This is a genomic window from Halomonas sp. TD01 (assembly GCF_923868895.1).
Taxonomy (GTDB): Bacteria; Pseudomonadota; Gammaproteobacteria; order Pseudomonadales; family Halomonadaceae; genus Vreelandella.
On the sequence record NZ_OV350343.1, the window covers coordinates 2,066,551 to 2,083,653 of the forward strand.

Consider the following 17,103-nt stretch of genomic DNA (forward strand, 5'->3'; position numbering starts at 1 on the left):
GACGTATCATTACGTTTTCCCTCCTGCTCGGCTAGCCTGAAGGGTGCGAGTTAAAAGCGCGCGCAGCGCGGCAGGTTTGACCGGCTTAAGCAGCAGTTGATAACCCGCACGCTTAATCTCTTCGGCCACCGCTTCAGTGCGGTCGGCGGTAATCACAATGCCCGGTACGGCTCCTTCGAAGCGCTCACTGAGGGCCTCGAGTGCCATTAGCCCCGTGACTTCATTGTCCAGATGATAGTCTGCCAAGATGGCGTCGGGGTCGCCGTCCATGTTACGCAGAATCGATTTTGCACCGCCGATGCTGGTCGCGGTAAATACTTCACATCCCCAGCCGCTTAGCATGGCCGTCATGCCCTCTAAAATGAGCGTTTCGTTATCGATACACACAATGCGGGTACCCGCTAGCTTATTACCACTCCGGCGGCTTTGGGGTTCTTGGTCTGCTAAGGTTACTTCACGGGCGGCAACAATGGGAACGCTGACGCAGAATGCAGTCCCCACACCTACCCAGGACCGAACCTTAATTGGGTGGTCAAGCACGCGGCTCATACGGTCGGCAATTGATAAGCCTAAGCCGAGCCCTTTCTCACTCTCTTTATGACGCGAGACTTGATCCAATCGGCGGAACTCTTGGAAAATTTCCGTTAGCTTAGACTCAGGAATACCGGGCCCACTATCCCACACCTCTATGGAAAGTCGTCCTGCTTGGCGGCGACAGCCTAGTAGTACACGACCTTCTTGGGTATAGCGAATCGCGTTGGATAGAAAGTTTTGTACAATCCGGCGAAGCATCTGCGGATCGGAATCTACCCATTGTTGCGTCGGTACGACGACAAGATCCAGTCCACGGTCATCGGCCATTACTTCAAATTCGGCACGCAGTGGACGAATAATATCCGCCAGTGCAAAGTGGCTGCGTCGCGGTGTGAGGGCACCCGCATCAAGCTTTGAAATATCTAGCAGAGTGCCAAGCAGTTCTTCAGCGGCTTGAAGTGAGTTATCAATATGGCTGATGGTACGCTGGGTATCGCTAGCGGTGACGTTCTGCATTAATGCGGAAGTAAACAGCCGGGCTGCGTTCAGCGGCTGTAACAAGTCATGACTGGCGGCAGCCAAAAAGCGCGTTTTGGAAGCGTTAGCATCTTCAGCTAATTGCTTCGCTTGGCGCAGCGCTTGCTCTGCTTCAGCGCGCACACGGTTCTCTTGGCGCAGCGCCGCGTTGGCCTCGGAAAGTGCTTGTGTGCGCTCGCGAACGCGCTCTTCCAGAGTTTCGTTAGTCTCTTTCAAGGCGATTTCAGCTTGGCGGCGCTCAGTAATGTCTTGATAAAGCGCGAAGAAACCTAAAATCGATTGGCTATCGCCAAAGTGGGGCGTATAGGTGACCAGCATATAGCGCATGGCATCATTAACGCGCATTGAGACTTCAAAACTGACGCGCTCGCCTGCCAGCGTTCGCTGAACCCATGGCATGCGCTCTTCGGCTTTTTTTACCGGTAATACGTCTTCGTATCGGCGTCCAATCACGGCATTACGATCAATATCGAAAGCTTGTTCGTAAGCGCGGTTGGTAAATAAGTAACGGCACTCTTTATCAAAGTAGGCAATCAGCGCGGGTACATTATCGGTGTAGATACGGATGTTATTTTCAGAGCGGATCAGCGCCTCTTCGATGCGCTTCTGCTGAGTAATATCTTGATAGGTATAGACAAAACCACCGCCAGGCATCGGGTTGCCTTGGACTTCCAATACGCTGCCATCTTGGCGATAGCGCACATAACGATGGGGCTGGCCGTCGCGAATGTTGTCTAGCAGCAGTTGGACGTGCTCCTCTGGGTCTCCTGGGCCATATTCGCCGTTGTGCGCGTTGTAGCGAAAAATGCGATCCATGGGGGCGCCGACCCGTATCAAGTGATCAGGGAAGCGGAACAGCTCTAAATAGCGTTGGTTCCACACCACCAAGCGCAAATTTTGGTCAACCACGCTAATACCCTGGTTGATGTTTTCAATGGTGGCTTGGAGCAATGCGCGGTTGAACTCTAAGACTTGAGAGGCTTCATCAACGATTGAAATGACATCTGAAATGCCAATGCCGCGCCCCTGAAGTGCTGAGTTAACGACTATTCGTGCTGACGATGCACCTAACACTGACGCAAGAAAGCGTTCGGTAAATTGGATGACGTCGATAGACGCCCGTGAACTATCTTCCATGGGTTTGCCCGCGCGTCGTGCGTAATCCTCAAACGCGCGATCTACTTGGCCTGCCCCCAGAAAACGCTCACAAAGTACTTTAAGGTCGCCAACAGTAGTGGCGCCTGTCCAAGGGCGGTTTACGGATGTTTGGCGGGTTTCAACGCTATCGACAAACAGCGATGCCTGAATACGCTCTACAACCCGCTGAGAAGTCACTTGTGAAACAAAGATATAGCAGAATAAGTTGATACCCAGCGACAGCATGACACCGTGGGTAAATGGATCGCCGAGGTTTAAGCCAAATAGGGTTGTGGGCGATAACCAGTTAAGCCCAAGAGGGCCACCCGCTAGCCATGCTTGAGGAAGCACACCGGCATTGATCATTGCAGGCATTAACAGGCTGTACGCCCAAATCGCAAAGCCTGCGTTCATGCCAACGATAACGCCGAGGCGGTTACCGCGCTTCCAATACAGCCCGCCGATGAGTGCGGGGGCAAACTGAGCGGCGGCCGCAAAGGACAGCATGCCAATTGAGGCCAGCGAGGTGAATTCGGCAATGAGCTGATAGAAGCCGTAAGCCATTGCCAGAACAGCGACAATGGTAAGGCGGCGCGCGCGGAGTACTAAGCGGCCATAGTCGCGAGCTTTGGTGTCGAACCAACGCAACCTGAAGAGCGCTGGGATCACGATCTCGTTAGAAATCATGATAGAAACTGCCACTGCCGCCACAATAACCATGCCTGTCGCGGCAGAAAATCCGCCAATAAAGGTTAAAAGGGTCAGCCACTGCTGGCCGGACGCCATCGAAAGAGCAAGTACGTAAGTATCAGGCTCGACCCCACTTTCCGAAAACAGCAGTAGACCAGCTGCCGCCAAAGGCACAACAAAAAAGGCGACCGCGAGTAGGTAAAGAGGGAATAGCCAGCGTGCTTTCGTTGCATCGTCTGGATGAATATTTTCCACCACTGCCACATGGAACTGGCGTGGCAGGCAAAGTATGGCGAGCATCGCGAGCAGCGTTTGCGCCCAGAAGCTTTGGCCAAAATCTTGATTGGCTAGCTGGCGCTGCAACTCCAATTGACTTTCGGCGTGGCCCATCAGTTCGCCCAGGCCATCAAACATGCCCCAGGTAACAAACGCGCCGAGGACAACAAAGGCCAGCAGCTTTACCAGAGATTCAAACGCTACCGCATGAATCAGCCCTTCGTGGTGCTCCGTCGCATCTGTGTGGCGAGTCCCGAAAAGGATAGCGAAGATTGCCATGACGATAGCGACATAAAACGCTGTGTCGCCAAACAGCGGCGTATGGGTCATATCCGTTGCGTCGGTAAGAACGCTAAAGGTGGTAGACACCGCTTTTAACTGCAGGGCAATGTAGGGCAGGGTACCAATGAGGGCGACTAAACTGGCAAACGCCGCAAGAGACTGTGTTTTGCCGTAGCGGGAAGCAATAAAGTCAGCGATTGACGTGACGTTTTGATGTTTGGCAACGCGAATCATTTTTGCCAGAACAGGCCAAAACAGCAGAAACGTTAAGATCGGGCCGACAAAGATACTGGCAAATGACCAGCCTGCCGTCGCAGCTTGTCCCACCGCGCCGTAGAACGTCCACGAGGTGCAGTAAATTGCCAATGCCAAACTGTAAATGATTGGCCGTCGGCGGCTGGCGCCGTGAGTGCGTGCACGGCGATCACCGAACCAGGCAATTCCAAACAGCACCGCAATATAAAGCAGTGATACCGCGACCAGCAGACCGCCATGAAACATGTCGTCTCCCCACGTTGAAAGCTTCGCCTAGCGACTATCTAATAACCACTATTTAAAAACGATCATCTAAATAAAGGCCCTATTCTAGGCGAAGGAGGGGCATCACGTCTGCTGGTCGGCGGCAAGTTGGCAAACGGTTGTTAACAAAGGGGCGGTTTCCTGTAGCGTGCGGCGTTCGCTTAATTCAGCGTCGCCAGTCTCTGTATTCAGGGGGATTATCTCACGGTGTGTGCAGTTCAAGACATAAGGCTGAGTGGTCAGTATATCGGTATGGCGGCGTTCGAATTGGTAGAGAATAAACTCAGCAATCAACTCATTGTCAATGTGACGAGCGCGTACATTGTCGCTATCAACGATGCTGAATTTAGTCGTCATCGGAAACACAAAGGTCCATGGACGCCACACAGCGCTAGACGTATCGCTGGAAATGACGATGGCAGTTTCAGGTAGTTGAGAGCGCTTGTGTTCAAACCAGCTGTATTCGGTTGAGACCTGATACCCCAGCATGCCCAAGCCACCAAAAACGGGCACAATCCATTTAGGCAGCCGTTTACGGCTAAGCGTTCTAAGTAATAGGCCTATCCCTGCGGCGGCAAGCCCTGCAAATACAGCGGCAACAAGATGCCAGATCATAAAATATCCTTTCTAAATGACATCGGGCTCCCCTAAGGAAGCCCGATTAAGTATCGATTCCGAATCTAATGGCAATGTGCCAAAGAGGGATCCGATTATGACTTAGTGGTCGACCGCTACACCAGCACCTTTCGGATAGCGAACGCTTTCTACCAAGTCTTGAATCTCCTGCGGAGGCTCTTCCGTTGCGCTAGAGACAGCAAACGCAGTTGCAAAGTTAATCATCGCACCTACTGCACCGAAGGAGAGCGGTGAAATGCCCAGGATCCAATTATCTGGCGTGTTGGCCAGCATGTTGGTGCCGGGTACAAAGAACCAGCCGAGGTAGGTGAAGATGTAGAGCAGGGTGCAGATCAAGCCCGCTAGCATGCCGCAAATCGCGCCTTTGCTGTTCATGCGCTTGGAGAAAATACCCATCATCAGCGCTGGGAACAGTGAGGCACCGGCGATACCAAAGGCAAGCGCAACGGTCTGTGCTGCGAACCCGGGTGGATTAAGCCCGAGATAGGTAGCCAGAAGAATTGCACCGCCCATTGAGATGCGTGCTGCCAGCATTTCACCCTTTTCAGAGATTTTCGGATTGATCATTGTTTTGATCAAGTCATGACTAATGGCTGACGAGATAGCCAATAGTAGGCCAGCCGCTGTTGAAAGAGCTGCAGCGATACCACCTGCCGCAATAAGGCCGATAACCCAGCCCGGCAAGTTGGCAATTTCAGGGTTCGCCAGTACGAGAATGTCATTATTAACGGTTAGCTCGTTACCTTCCCAGCCACGATCAGAAAAGTCGACAGCATCGTTGTACATCTGGATGCGGCCATCATTGTTGAGATCGTTGAAGGCGATAAGCCCTGTTTCTTCCCAAGTGCGAACCCACTCAGGGCGATCTTCGTAGAGAATCGGATTGTTGGCAGCTTCTTCGTAGTTCTCCACCTGCCCTGCCATATCTGGATAGACGGTGGTAGCCAAGTTTAGACGTGCCATGGAACCAACCGCTGGTGCGGTGAGGTACAACAGTGCAATGAACACGAGAGCCCAGCCAGCAGACCAGCGTGCATCAGCAACTTTCGGTACAGTGAAAAAGCGGATAATGACGTGGGGTAAACCAGCAGTACCGACCATCAGCGACAGGGTAAACAGCACCATGTTCAGCTTATTATCGACGTCAGCAGTATAGTCGCGGAAACCAAGCGCATTGACTACTTCGTCCAACTTGGTCAGCAGCGGAATGCCGGATTCAGTATGAGTACTGAACATGCCGAACATAGGAATCGGGTTGCCGGTTAGCTGCATGGCAATGAACACCGCCGGAATAGTGTAGGCGATGATAAGCACTACGTACTGGGCGACTTGAGTGTAGGTAATGCCTTTCATGCCGCCGAAAACGGCATACAGGAAAACAATCAATGCTGCGATCCAGATACCCCAGGTGTTGCTAACTTCCAAGAAGCGTGAGAAAGCAACGCCCGCACCGGTCATTTGACCGATGACGTAAGTAACAGAGGCAACGATCAAGCACACAATCGCGACGAAGCGCGCAGTGTTGCTGTAGAAGCGGTCACCGATAAAGTCGGGCACTGTAAACTTGCCAAACTTACGCAGATAAGGCGCTAGCAGCATTGCCAAGATAACGTAGCCGCCGGTCCAGCCCATTAAGAAGGTGGAGTTCGCGTACCCGCCAGAAGCTAGCAGACCGGCCATTGAAATAAACGATGCGGCTGACATCCAGTCAGCGGCAGTGGCCATGCCGTTGGTGATAGGGTGAACGCCGCCACCGGCGACGTAGAAGTCTTTGGTCGACCCGGCTCGTGCCCATATCGCAATCCCGATATAGAGCGCAAACGACGCGCCGACAAACAATAGGTTAATTGCAAACTGGCTCATACTGGCTTACTCCCCAAGGCCGAATTTTGCATCGAGCTTGTTCATTCTCCAGGCATAGAAGAAGATCAGCACGATGAAGGTGAGGATGGAGCCCTGCTGAGCGAACCAAAAGCCCAAGTCAGTCCCACCAACGGGAATGCCCGCCAATAGCGGACGAAAAAGGATGGCACATCCATAAGAAACGAACGCCCAAACGACCAAGCATCCAAAGATTAATCGGACGTTGGCTTTCCAGTATTCAGCAGCGTTGGATTTGTCATCTGCCATTGTGGTGCTCTCCAGTTGTGATTTTTAGGGTTGGAAAGTTAACTCAGGATAGCGTGTGATCCATCAGGGCAATCCTTCATAGAAAACCGCTCTTTTAGTTGTCTGTGATGATTTAGTGCGATTAGACGCATCACCTTGTCAGTTAAGTTGCTCTGCTGGTTAATGGATTGGCAAGGTTTTCTTCAGTGTCTTGATAAGTATTTAACAAGTATCACATGAACATCCTGTATAGCCCGTTGTTAATAGTGGGCAATAATTGCAAAAAATAAATCCCAGACTTTGGTATCAATGAGCTTTCAGGGCGTATTGTGATGTTTGTATGGGAAAATAAATACTTGTTTTTGAAGTTTTTTGAACGTTTCTGTCTATGTGATAGGACGATGGTCTATGGGTCGCTTAAAAGCAATGTTTGCTACTTTTAATAGGTGGTATATTAAATGGCCAAGTTTGCTAAGTCATGTCGCTACTTTGGTCGCTAAACAAACGTCGTTAAGACGTTAGCGGTATAGCAAAAGGTATAATAAAAGGCGCTGGTTAAAAAACAATCAAACCTTAAGCCATTCTTGTTCTTCATCGCGATTAAGTGGGGTCACTCATGATTGACGTTGATCTTTCCCAATTGCCTTTCACATTAATTGATGATGAGGGGCGTGACCACGTACGTCGTAGTATGGACATCGCCTATTTTGATCGTGATGAAATTATTATCGAGATGGGGCAAGCGGGGGAATCAGTTTTTTTGATTCATAAAGGCGAAGTCGCTGAGCTTGACCCTACCTTGCCAGCATCCAGTGCACGGATTGGGCACTACACGGCTGGTGATCTGTTTGGTGCTATTAGTATTCTGAATGGTAAGAGTCGCTACCGATTCCAAGCCGAGCAAGAATGCTTATGTTATGTGATGCCTAAGGCGCTCTTTATAAAGCTGTGTCGTCATCATCCTGACTTCGAAAATTTCTTCAAGCAGTCGTTATCGCACAAAGCGCGCTTGATGACTGAAAAGCGTGCCGAAGGCGGTGTGACCATGGCCGGCTTTATGTTGGCTAAGGTCAGCGAATGCATGCGCGAACCCCTTATCATGGACGCATCAACAGATATTGCCAGCGCGGTGCGTCAACTCAACGATAGCCATGCGGATAGCTTGCTAGTCAACACCCAGGGCGAGTTTGGCATTGTCACTAAAACCGATTTGCTCAATGGCGTCGTGCTGAATAACTATGAACATACATCGCCCGTTGAGGATGTGGCCCATTTCTCGTTGGTGACCGTTACCCCGAATCAGTACCTATTTGAAGCGCTTGTGCTAATGACACGGCATAAAGTAACGCGCGTGGTGGTTATGGAGCAGGGGGCCCTGAAAGGGGTGGTAGAGCTGACGGATGTGCTTAGTTATTTTTCGAGCCGTAGCTATGTCGTTAGCTTGCAGGTGGAACAGGCTAATAGCTTAGAAGCCTTAGCGGCTGCCAGCCAACGCACGCCAGAGCTGGTGAATGCGCTTATGGCGCAAGGGGTAAAGCTACGTTTTGCCATGGATCTACTGGCCGCGTTGAATGGCCGAATTATGAATAAGGCGTGGTCATTTGTTATTCCTGAACAGTACCACTCCCAAAGCTGCCTGATGGTCATGGGTAGTGAGGGGCGCGGTGAACAAATTCTTAAAACAGATCAGGATAATGGCCTGATTCTAGCTGATGACAGCCAATGGCCTTCGCTTGCCGAAGATATGAATACGCTGACCCAAACGCTGATTCAGCTTGGCTATCCTCCATGCCCAGGTAATATCATGGTGTCTAATCCTGAGTGGGTTGGCACGGTGTCGCAATGGAAAAACAACATTGCCAAATGGGTGAGTGCAAGAGATGGCGATAGCCTAATGAAGTTGGCAATTTTGCTGGATGCCCATGGTGTTGCTGGCAATCCGCAACTGCTAGATAGCGTGCGTGCGGCGCTGTTTGAACGCTGCTCTAGGGATGAGTTACTGCTGTCATATTTTGCACGCGCTGCGCTGCGCTTCTCTACGCCGTTAACGCTATTTGGTTCCTTAAAAAAGCCCCAGCATGGGATTGATATTAAAAAAGGCGGTATTTTCCCCATTGTCCATGGGGTGCGCACAATGGCGCTCGAACGACGAATTAACGCGACTTCTACCTTAGACCGGCTGGACGCTCTGGCTGAAGATGGTCGTCTTGATCGCCGTTTTGCTGACGATTTGGGCGAGGCGCTGGCGCTGTTTACCGAACTACGTTTAAAGCAACAGCTGCAGACAGCGGAAGCGTCGACTGAGCAGCGCAGCAACCGCGTGGTGGTGCAAGAACTCTCATCCCTTGAGCGCGATTTATTGCGTGAGGCGCTGCACATCGTAAAAGATTTTAAACAGCGGCTCTCCCATCGTTATCATTTGGAGTATTCGTGAGCGGAATGCGCTTGTTAGACCGGCATATGTCATTACTCAGTGGCTCGCTACGTACGTTAATGCAGCGCGAAAGCGACCGCCGCCGCTGGGCAGATTCCCCCTACGCATGGCTTTTTCAGCCCTACATGGGCGAGGAAATGGTCGCGCTTGCCTGTCAGGTTAGCCCAGGTCAATCTCCGGTGCTCAGCGTAGCGGCTGTTGTCTTAAGTCCGGGGAGAGTGCATACCAGCCGAGCCTGGGTGGCTACTTTGGCAGGAGAGCAAAACAACAATGGTTCTACGCTGCGTCGACATCATCAGCTGTACGCGACGGACACGGTACTGGCACCTAACGCTGAGCATCTTGGAGCGCTGGCTGAATTCATCGGTAATCGGCCGCTAATTGGTTGGCAGCTAGGCCGTTCGGTGGAACAGCTTAATCATTTGTTTAAAGCAGGGCTGGGGTTTGGTTTGCCTAATGCCCAGGTCGATGTGGGAAAACTGCACTATCGCCAGTTGCGTCGCTTACATCCACAGTGCGAGACGGGCGGCCGCCTAACGGAAGCACTTGCTCGTTGGCAAATGCCCGCTCTCCAATGGATGGGGGTGTTGGGGGATGCAACCGCAAGTGCGCTTTTGTATCTGCGTTTGCAGCGTGAGATCGCCCAGCAGGGGTAGGGTTACGACCCGCATACGATGAATCCACGGGTTTATCTTGGGTGGACGTGGTGAGTATTGTTAGAATGCCTGCTGCTTCTTCTACCATCGGCAGTGCCTACACCATGCTACAACCTGATTATTTTGATCCCGCTGCGTCTAAAACTGTTGCTGTTGGCAGCACTTCTGTTGATCACTTACAGACTCAGTCCGAGCATCACGACGCCAAGCAGAAGCGTGAATTCAATAAGCTACAAAAGCGCTTACGGCGAGAAGTTGGCAACGCCATCATTGATTATCAAATGATTGGCGAAGGCGACAAGGTGATGGTGTGCCTGTCTGGTGGCAAAGATAGCTATACGATGCTGGAGATACTGCTTAACCTGCAGCGCAATGCGCCGGTTAATTTCTCCTTGGTCGCCGTTAATATGGATCAAAAACAGCCAGGTTTTCCAGAGCATGTGTTGCCCCAGTACCTGGATAAAGTGGGTGTTGAATACCACATTCTAGAGCGCGACACCTACTCGGTGGTGAAAGAGAAAACCCCTGAGGGCAAAACGACCTGCGCGCTCTGCTCACGATTAAGACGTGGTTCTCTTTATGGCTTTGCCGAGGAGATTGGGGCGACGAAAATTGCTCTAGGGCATCATCGTGAAGATATTTTAGAAACGTTGTTTCTTAATATGTTCTTTGGCGGCACCTTGAAAGCAATGCCTCCTAAACTCTTATCTGATGATGGTAAAAATATTGTGATTCGCCCCCTTGCCTACTGCAAGGAGGCAGATATTGCAGAGTTTTCTCGTTTAATGGAATTTCCCATTATTCCCTGTAATTTATGTGGCTCCCAGCCGAACCTCCAGCGACAAGTCGTCAAAGATATGTTGGCGGAATGGGATAAAAACACCCAGGACGTCTAGAAAGCATGTTTAAGGCAGTGACCAATGTAGCGCCTTCACAGCTGGCAGACCGCCATTTATTTGACTTTGCTGGCCTTGAAGCCAAACAAGCGGCATTGATGGAAGGGCGTATTCAAGCATTTACCGTGGACTAGCCGTTAGCTCTTCCTCTTCAGCCAATGTGATGAGGCGTCGCATATCTAGGATATTAACCTCGCGACCTGAAACAGCCACCACGTCTTGCTGTTGAAAGCGGCTAAGAATACGGCTGACCGTTTCTACCGCCAAGCCTAAGTAATTGCCAATGTCAGCGCGGGACATGGAGAGTCTGAAACTGTACGGCGAGTACCCTCGTCGACGGAAACGGTCTGAGAGAGTGACCAAAAAGCTCGCCAGCCGCTGGTCGGCTGTCTTGCGCGACAGTAAACGCATCATACGGCGGTCGTCACGCAACTCTTTACTCATACTTCGATACAGCTGACCGCGTAGTTCGGGCAGCTCTTCGGAAAGCATATCCAGGCGGTCAAACGGGATTTCACACACCGTGGTGGTTTCCAACGCAATCACACTGCCGGGGTAGTGCTCTTCATCAATTCCGTCCAATCCCACCAGTTCGCTGGGAAGGTAGAAATTTGTCAGTTGATCATTACCGTTACCCTCGCTGGTCACCTGTTTCAGGCTGCCTGAGCGAACGGCATACACACTGGTAAAGCGATCACCCTGGCGAAACAGTGGCTCGCCTTTTTTGAGTGGTGCGCGACGACGGATGATGGCATCAAACTGACTCATGTCCTCAAGCTCTAAGGCGAGCGGTAGACACAACGAGCTTAAGCTACAGGTTTGGCAGCGCGCCTCTTGCAGCAGTGAACGTCGTTGGCTGACGGGGTGTGGCATATTATTCTCCCTTTCTCGTTAGCCATCATAGGCCCAGGGGCAAGACGTCTCAAGAAGCTTATACAATCTTCGAGTAGCGCTGAGTAGGTTGGTCACCTAGGCGAGCATCAAAGGCCATCGCCAAGTGGCGAATCAGCAGCTGTCCAGTGGGAGTGGCGCTAATAACTTGCTGATGGCGAGTGATCAAGCCGTCTTGCTCAGCTATTTCCAGCTGTTCAGTTGCGGTGGAGAAATAGTCATTAGCATCGATGTGCCAACGCTTTCCAACGTCCGCTAAATCAATATGCATGTCGCACATTAGCCTTTCAATAACGTCTCTTCGTATTAGGTCATCCTTATTTAACCTTAATCCTTTGACGGTTGCTAGCTTACCTTTATCTAAGGCCGCTTCATATTGGTCAAGCCGAGTCGGGTTTTGTGCGTAAACGTCGTCCACCCGTGAAATGGCGGATACGCCTAATCCAACTAAATCGCACTGTGCATGGCTAGAGTAGCCCTGGAAATTGCGCTGCAAGGTGCCGTTACGCTGAGCAAGCGCTAGGCTATCGTCAGGGCGCGCAAAGTGATCCATACCAATATGTACATAGCCTGCGTTAGTCAGCATTTCAATGGTGGTATGCAAAATAGCCAGTTTTTCATCGGCACTGGGGAGGTCTGCTTCGTTAATGCGTCGTTGAGGAGCAAAGCGGGTGGGCATGTGCGCATAATTAAATACGGACAGCCGTGCCGGGTTTAGTTCGATAACCTGACTCAGCGTTTCGGCAAAGCTTTTTTCCGTTTGAAATGGTAGCCCATAAATTAAATCAAGATTGAGCGAGCGAAAGCCAAGACGGTGGGCTTCTTCCATTAACGTTTCGGTGAGTACCCGGGGCTGTACACGGTTGATGGCTTTTTGTACCTGCGGGTTTAAATCCTGTACGCCAAGGCTTAGCCGATTAAAGCCGAGTGACTGTAGGTGGCGCAAGGTAAACACGTCTGCTTCGCGGGGGTCTATTTCAATGGCGTAATCGCGATCAGCTGAGCTAGATAAACCGAAACGGGCATCTAAGCGATCAATCAGATCTCCCATTTGAGCCAAGGTAAGAAACGTGGGCGTGCCGCCGCCCCAGTGTAGCTGTTGCACCGGGCGAGAGGTGTCTAAATGACGGGCCGTAAGCACCATTTCTCGATCTAGCCGAGAAAGGTAAGGTTCCGCAAGGGCGGTATTTTTCGTCGCGATTTTATTACACGCGCAATAGAAACAAATTTTTCGACAAAAGGGCACATGCACATATAGGGATAGCGGTCGGCTGCTTTCATTACTGCGCTCTAGCGCCTGGGTAAAATTATCGGCGCTAAACTGCTCGTGAAACGCGAGAGCCGTTGGGTAAGACGTGTAACGCGGGCCACTTTTGTCGTAGCGACGAAGCAACGCTTCATCCCAGGCTGTGGCCCCAGGCGCTTCAGTGTTGGGAAGAGAGAAGGCGGCAGTGGCATGGACGGGCATGGCGAGCGCTCCGAAGTGAAAAATAAACAAAAGGAGTGACTGAGCGCAGTCGCTCAGGGTTCTCTTGGCATGCTACTTCGGCGTTACTTGGAAAGCGTTGAGCTATATCAAGCTATAGGAGTATCTGCCTAATGCGCTGCGTGGGGAATAAGCGTCCATAGCTGCCAAAGGGCGAAGCTGATGATCGACAGGGCGGCAATGCTTCGAGTGGCGGGATGGCGAATTAAATGGCTGAGCTGCTGTGCTGCCAGACCCGTTGCCAGTAGGGCGGGGAGTGTACCCAGGCCAAAAGCTCCCATTAGGAGAGCGCCATCGAGTGGGTCTGCAATGGCGAGGCTCCAAGCTAACATCGAATAAACCAGACCGCAGGGCAGCCAGCCCCATAGTGCGCCTAGGGTGAAGGCTTGAGGAAGGTGTACGACAGGCATCAAACGTCTCCCTACCGGCTCTATATAGCGCCAAAGGTGCCTCCCTACTGCTTCTATTTTTAGCAGCCCCTTCCACCAGTTAGCGATATAGAGTGCCATCAAGATAAGCATTAATGCGGCGAAAGCCTGCAGCGCAATACGTGCAGTCGGTGAGAGTGAAATAAGTGTGCCAAGTGCAGCAACAATCGCACCCGCCACCATATAGCTGAGAATACGTCCCGCGTTATAGCTAATCAGCAACCCACCCATGCGTGCAGGGTGTCGCATGCTAGGCGGCACGGCAAAGGTTAGTGCGCTCATAATACCGCCACACATACCGATACAGTGGGCGCCGCCCATTAAGCCAAATACAAACGCGGCTAGTAGGGGCGGTAAATCAAAGCCCGTAGGATTCATGCGGGTGGCTCTTGATTATCTTGCGAAGAAGAGGCGGTTTTTTTACGTGCTGCGCGCTGCTCAGGGGGCAGGTCATTCTCATCATCGTCGAATAGGATACGATGGGCCGGGCCTTCCAGGTCGTCGAACTGGTCGTGCTTAACGGCCCAGAAAAACGCCCACACCGCGAGGCCCAGTAGTATCAGTGAAAGTGGAATCAGTAAATATAAGATCGTCATGCCGTCACCGGTTTTGATAGGGCAACCTGAGGGGCGGACGGCGTACGCCAGCGCGTAAGACGAAGCGCGTTACCTACGACGACCAGGGAGCTTAGCGACATGCCAATCGCAGCAAGCCAGGGGGGGATTAATCCCATTGCCGCTAAAGGGAGTGCCGAAAAATTGTAGCAAACCGACCACATCATGTTTTGACGCATAATGCGACGCGTGGCGCAGGAAATATCAATTGCCTCAAAAATACGCATTAGACGCGGACTGAGCAATATAGCGTCGGCGCGGGTGCGGGCGAGATCTGTGGCGCCATTCATGGCAATGGCGACGTCAGCACCGGCCAGCACCGGCACATCATTGATACCGTCACCAATCATCACGACACGTTCACCGCTGGCTTGCAGCTCACGTAACCGCTCCAGCTTGCCCTCAGGCGATTTGCCAGCATGCCAAGTGGTGATGTTGAGCTGCTCAGCTAAGCTCTCTACCGCCTCTTGTGTGTCACCGGAAAGTAGCTCTACTTCCAGTCCGCGGGCTTGAAGTGCGGCAACAGTTTGGGCCGCATCCTCGCGGATGCCATCGTGCAGCTTGAACCAAGCACGCGGCACACTGTTTTCACTGAGTAAAAGCCATTGGCCGGTTCCTGGCGGAGGCAGCGCGGTTGTTGTAGCAAAATCGGGTTTGCCTAATCGCCACGTTGCGCCGTTCAAAGTGCCTTCTAGGCCGCTTCCGGTCACGCTTTTAACGTTGCGTGCTTGCAGTGTGGCATCTCGGAATGGGCGGAAAGCCCTGGCAATTGGGTGTTCAGAGTGCGCTTCTAACGCCGCTGCAATGGCTTGTGCATGCCCTTCACTGAGCGGCGTATTGCTGTTGGTGAGATGCTGTTGAGTAATAGGGTGTGTTTGGGTCAGTTGCATCTCACCGCGTGTCAACGTACCGGTCTTATCAAAAATCACGCGGGTAACGTTGGAGAGTGACTCTATCGCGTCAGCGCGAGTAATCAGTACGCCTCGCTGGCGCAGTTGACCATGTCCTGCTGTCAGCGCAGTGGGGGTGGCCAGTGCCAGTGCACAAGGGCAAGTGACTACTAATACCGAGAGCAGCACCCATAGCACGCGAGATGGATCAATAAACCACCATGCGACTGTGACACACGCGGTAACGATCAGCAGCCGTAATACAAACAGGTGCGCCATACGCGCCGCCATCTGGGCAAGTCGTGGGCGACTTGCAAAGGCGCGATCGGTTAAATCGACAATACCGGCCACTCTGGCGCTATTGCCAGCATGGGTTACCTTTATGGTGAGCGGGTTTTCCATGTTTTGGCTGCCACCCACCACGCTTTCGCCTACCCGTCGAGTCACTGGCAAATACTCACCGGTCAGCATCGACTCGTCCAGGCTGGATTCGCCGTCTTCGATAATGCCATCAGCGGGAACGCCATGACCGGGCTTGATGAGCACGCGGTCGCCTTCTTTAAGTTCACTGGCAGGCAGAATGCGTTCACTGCCATCAGCTTCAAGGCGAATAGCAGACACTGGCAAAACTCCGCTCAGCGCATTGCCACTGTGGCCGCTGCGCCGCCTGGCCCTACCTTCTACATAACGGCCAAATAGCAAGAAAAAGGTAAACATGGCGACTGAGTCGAAATAAACATCGCCAACGTTAAACAGCACTGCATAACTGCTCGCCAAATAGGCGCCGCCAATGGCTAGCGAGACCGGCACATCCATGCCAAGAACGCCCGTTTTCAGGTCACGCAGCGCGTTACGGAAAAAAGGTTGTGCTGAGAAAAACACCACGGGCGTAGCTAGGGCAAACGATAGCCAGTGAAACAGAGCGTAAAAGTCTTCGCTAAGCTCACCAGGCCCCGACACATAAATGGGAATGGAGAACATCATGACCTGCATCATCCCGACTGCCGCGACAATCAGGCGGCGCACATTCATGCGTTCTTCATGTTGCAAGCGCGTTTGGGCTTGGTCAGGTTCATAGGGCTGCGCATCGTAGCCAATGGCCGCTAGTTCAGCGAACAGCTGTGAGAGGTTGATGACAGTAGGGTCCCAGCTAACACGTAGACGATGATGAGTAAGGTTGACCGCGCTAGAAGTGACGCCATCAAGTGCATTCAAACGGTGTTCAATGAGCCAGGCGCAGGCTGCACAGGTGATGCCGTCTATTGCTAGTGTGGCTCGTACTTGTCCTTCGTCACCCTCTGGGTGAACAAACTGGGCTTGTAGCCCTGGGTCATCAAACACTGACCAGGTTTCTGCTTTGACAGCCTGACGCTCGTCAGGGCGCTCAGGCATTTCTGTGCGATAGCGATAGTAGCTTTCTAGCCCGCCATCGACGATGGCATGAGCGACAGCTTCGCAACCGGGGCAGCACAGCGGGTGGGGGGTGTCGTCAATGTTAATACACCACGGTGCCCCTTCGGGCACCGGGTTGCCGCAGTGGTAGCAGCTGAGGGCGGTCGTGGTCATTCGTTCTCCGAGCGCCCACCAGGTAGTAATGCAATAGTGTTTTCATCAGGGAAGCGTGCTTCGCCGATTAACCGCCAATCTGCTTCACTACCCTGCTCTGGCTGCAGCTGTAGATACCAGCGATAGCGCAAATTGTCAGGCCCTTGGGTGATGTAGCGACCTTCACGCACATGTTCAAGTACAAACGACTGGTCACGGTCGTCTTCGGTGGGGAAAATAAGATCTAGATAGAGCTTGTCTGGGCGAGCATCACCAGCAAGATCAATAACGATATCGCTGGTAAGCGGGTCAATGCGTAGCTCGGCGCTTAAGTTCAAGGCGCGGGCTTGCTCTTGCTTCGCGAATATCACGTTAATCGCTTTACCGTGCTCGTAATAATCTTCCTGCACCACCATACCGTCGTAGCTTTTAATCGACAAAACCGCAAAGGTTGTGCTGACCACAATGGATGAGAACAGCAGGCCTAACAAAAACCATGGCCAGAACTGTTTGTACCAAGGCGTAATCGTAGGGTCTGACATA

Annotated in this window: 12 protein-coding genes and 1 pseudogene; 3 read left to right on the forward strand and 10 right to left on the reverse strand. The window is 52.1% G+C overall.

Going from position 1 to position 17,103, the window contains the following annotated elements; translation table 11 throughout:
- Positions 1-9: 9 nt before the first annotated feature.
- The 4 genes from L1X57_RS09335 to L1X57_RS09350 all read right to left on the reverse strand — a co-directional run bounded on the left by L1X57_RS09335 (position 10) and on the right by L1X57_RS09350 (position 6,741).
- The gene (locus L1X57_RS09335; protein ID WP_009721287.1) at positions 10-3,957 is read right to left on the reverse strand and encodes a hybrid sensor histidine kinase/response regulator; all 3,948 of its coding nucleotides are present in this window, start codon (positions 3,955-3,957) and stop codon (positions 10-12) included.
- Positions 3,958-4,059: 102 nt separating this feature from the next.
- The gene (locus tag L1X57_RS09340) at positions 4,060-4,590 is read right to left on the reverse strand and encodes a hypothetical protein (protein ID WP_009721288.1); all 531 of its coding nucleotides are present in this window, start codon (positions 4,588-4,590) and stop codon (positions 4,060-4,062) included.
- Between the two features lie 102 nt (positions 4,591-4,692).
- Positions 4,693-6,474, reverse strand: a complete 1,782-nt coding sequence (locus tag L1X57_RS09345; RefSeq protein WP_009721289.1) for a sodium:solute symporter family protein — start codon at positions 6,472-6,474, stop codon at positions 4,693-4,695.
- A gap of 6 nt (positions 6,475-6,480) precedes the next feature.
- Positions 6,481-6,741 carry a DUF4212 domain-containing protein gene (locus L1X57_RS09350; RefSeq protein ID WP_009721290.1) on the reverse strand — a complete coding sequence of 87 codons (261 nt, stop codon included), beginning with the start codon at positions 6,739-6,741 and terminating at the stop codon, positions 6,481-6,483.
- A 595-nt stretch (positions 6,742-7,336) separates the two neighbouring features.
- On the opposite strand from L1X57_RS09350, the gene L1X57_RS09355 reads away from it, so the two are divergent.
- From L1X57_RS09355 to ttcA, 3 genes and pseudogenes are all read left to right on the forward strand, one after another.
- On the forward strand, positions 7,337-9,154 hold the full coding sequence (locus L1X57_RS09355) for a putative nucleotidyltransferase substrate binding domain-containing protein (RefSeq protein ID WP_009721291.1): 1,818 nt from the start codon (positions 7,337-7,339) through the stop codon (positions 9,152-9,154).
- Positions 9,155-9,159: 5 nt separating this feature from the next.
- Positions 9,160-9,810, forward strand: coding sequence for a DNA polymerase III subunit epsilon (locus tag L1X57_RS09360; protein WP_009721292.1), 651 nt, complete (start codon positions 9,160-9,162; stop codon positions 9,808-9,810).
- Between the two features lie 104 nt (positions 9,811-9,914).
- Positions 9,915-10,840, forward strand: a pseudogene (gene ttcA / locus L1X57_RS09365) (tRNA 2-thiocytidine(32) synthetase TtcA).
- Here the strand turns inward: ttcA and fnr are convergent.
- The 6 genes from fnr to L1X57_RS09395 form a co-directional block, all read right to left on the reverse strand.
- On the reverse strand, positions 10,827-11,579 hold the full coding sequence (gene fnr / locus L1X57_RS09370; RefSeq protein ID WP_234667692.1) for a fumarate/nitrate reduction transcriptional regulator Fnr: 753 nt from the start codon (positions 11,577-11,579) through the stop codon (positions 10,827-10,829). The pseudogene ttcA and the gene fnr overlap by 14 nt on opposite strands.
- Positions 11,580-11,637: 58 nt before the next feature.
- Positions 11,638-13,065: an oxygen-independent coproporphyrinogen III oxidase gene (gene hemN / locus L1X57_RS09375; protein ID WP_009721296.1), complete on the reverse strand. Its 1,428-nt coding sequence runs from the start codon at positions 13,063-13,065 to the stop codon at positions 11,638-11,640.
- 128 nt (positions 13,066-13,193) lie between these two features.
- Positions 13,194-13,889: a sulfite exporter TauE/SafE family protein gene (locus L1X57_RS09380; protein ID WP_009721297.1), complete on the reverse strand. Its 696-nt coding sequence runs from the start codon at positions 13,887-13,889 to the stop codon at positions 13,194-13,196.
- The gene (gene ccoS, locus L1X57_RS09385) at positions 13,886-14,107 is read right to left on the reverse strand and encodes a cbb3-type cytochrome oxidase assembly protein CcoS (RefSeq protein ID WP_009721298.1); all 222 of its coding nucleotides are present in this window, start codon (positions 14,105-14,107) and stop codon (positions 13,886-13,888) included. The genes L1X57_RS09380 and ccoS overlap by 4 nt, the downstream gene beginning before the upstream one ends.
- A complete protein-coding gene (locus tag L1X57_RS09390; protein ID WP_009721299.1) occupies positions 14,104-16,581 on the reverse strand; it encodes a heavy metal translocating P-type ATPase in 2,478 nt (825 codons plus the stop codon). Before L1X57_RS09390 ends, ccoS begins: the two co-directional genes overlap by 4 nt.
- Positions 16,578-17,102 (reverse strand): FixH family protein, encoded by a 525-nt coding sequence (locus tag L1X57_RS09395; protein WP_009721300.1) that lies wholly within the window; start codon positions 17,100-17,102, stop codon positions 16,578-16,580. The genes L1X57_RS09390 and L1X57_RS09395 overlap by 4 nt, the downstream gene beginning before the upstream one ends.
- Position 17,103 lies beyond the last annotated feature (1 nt).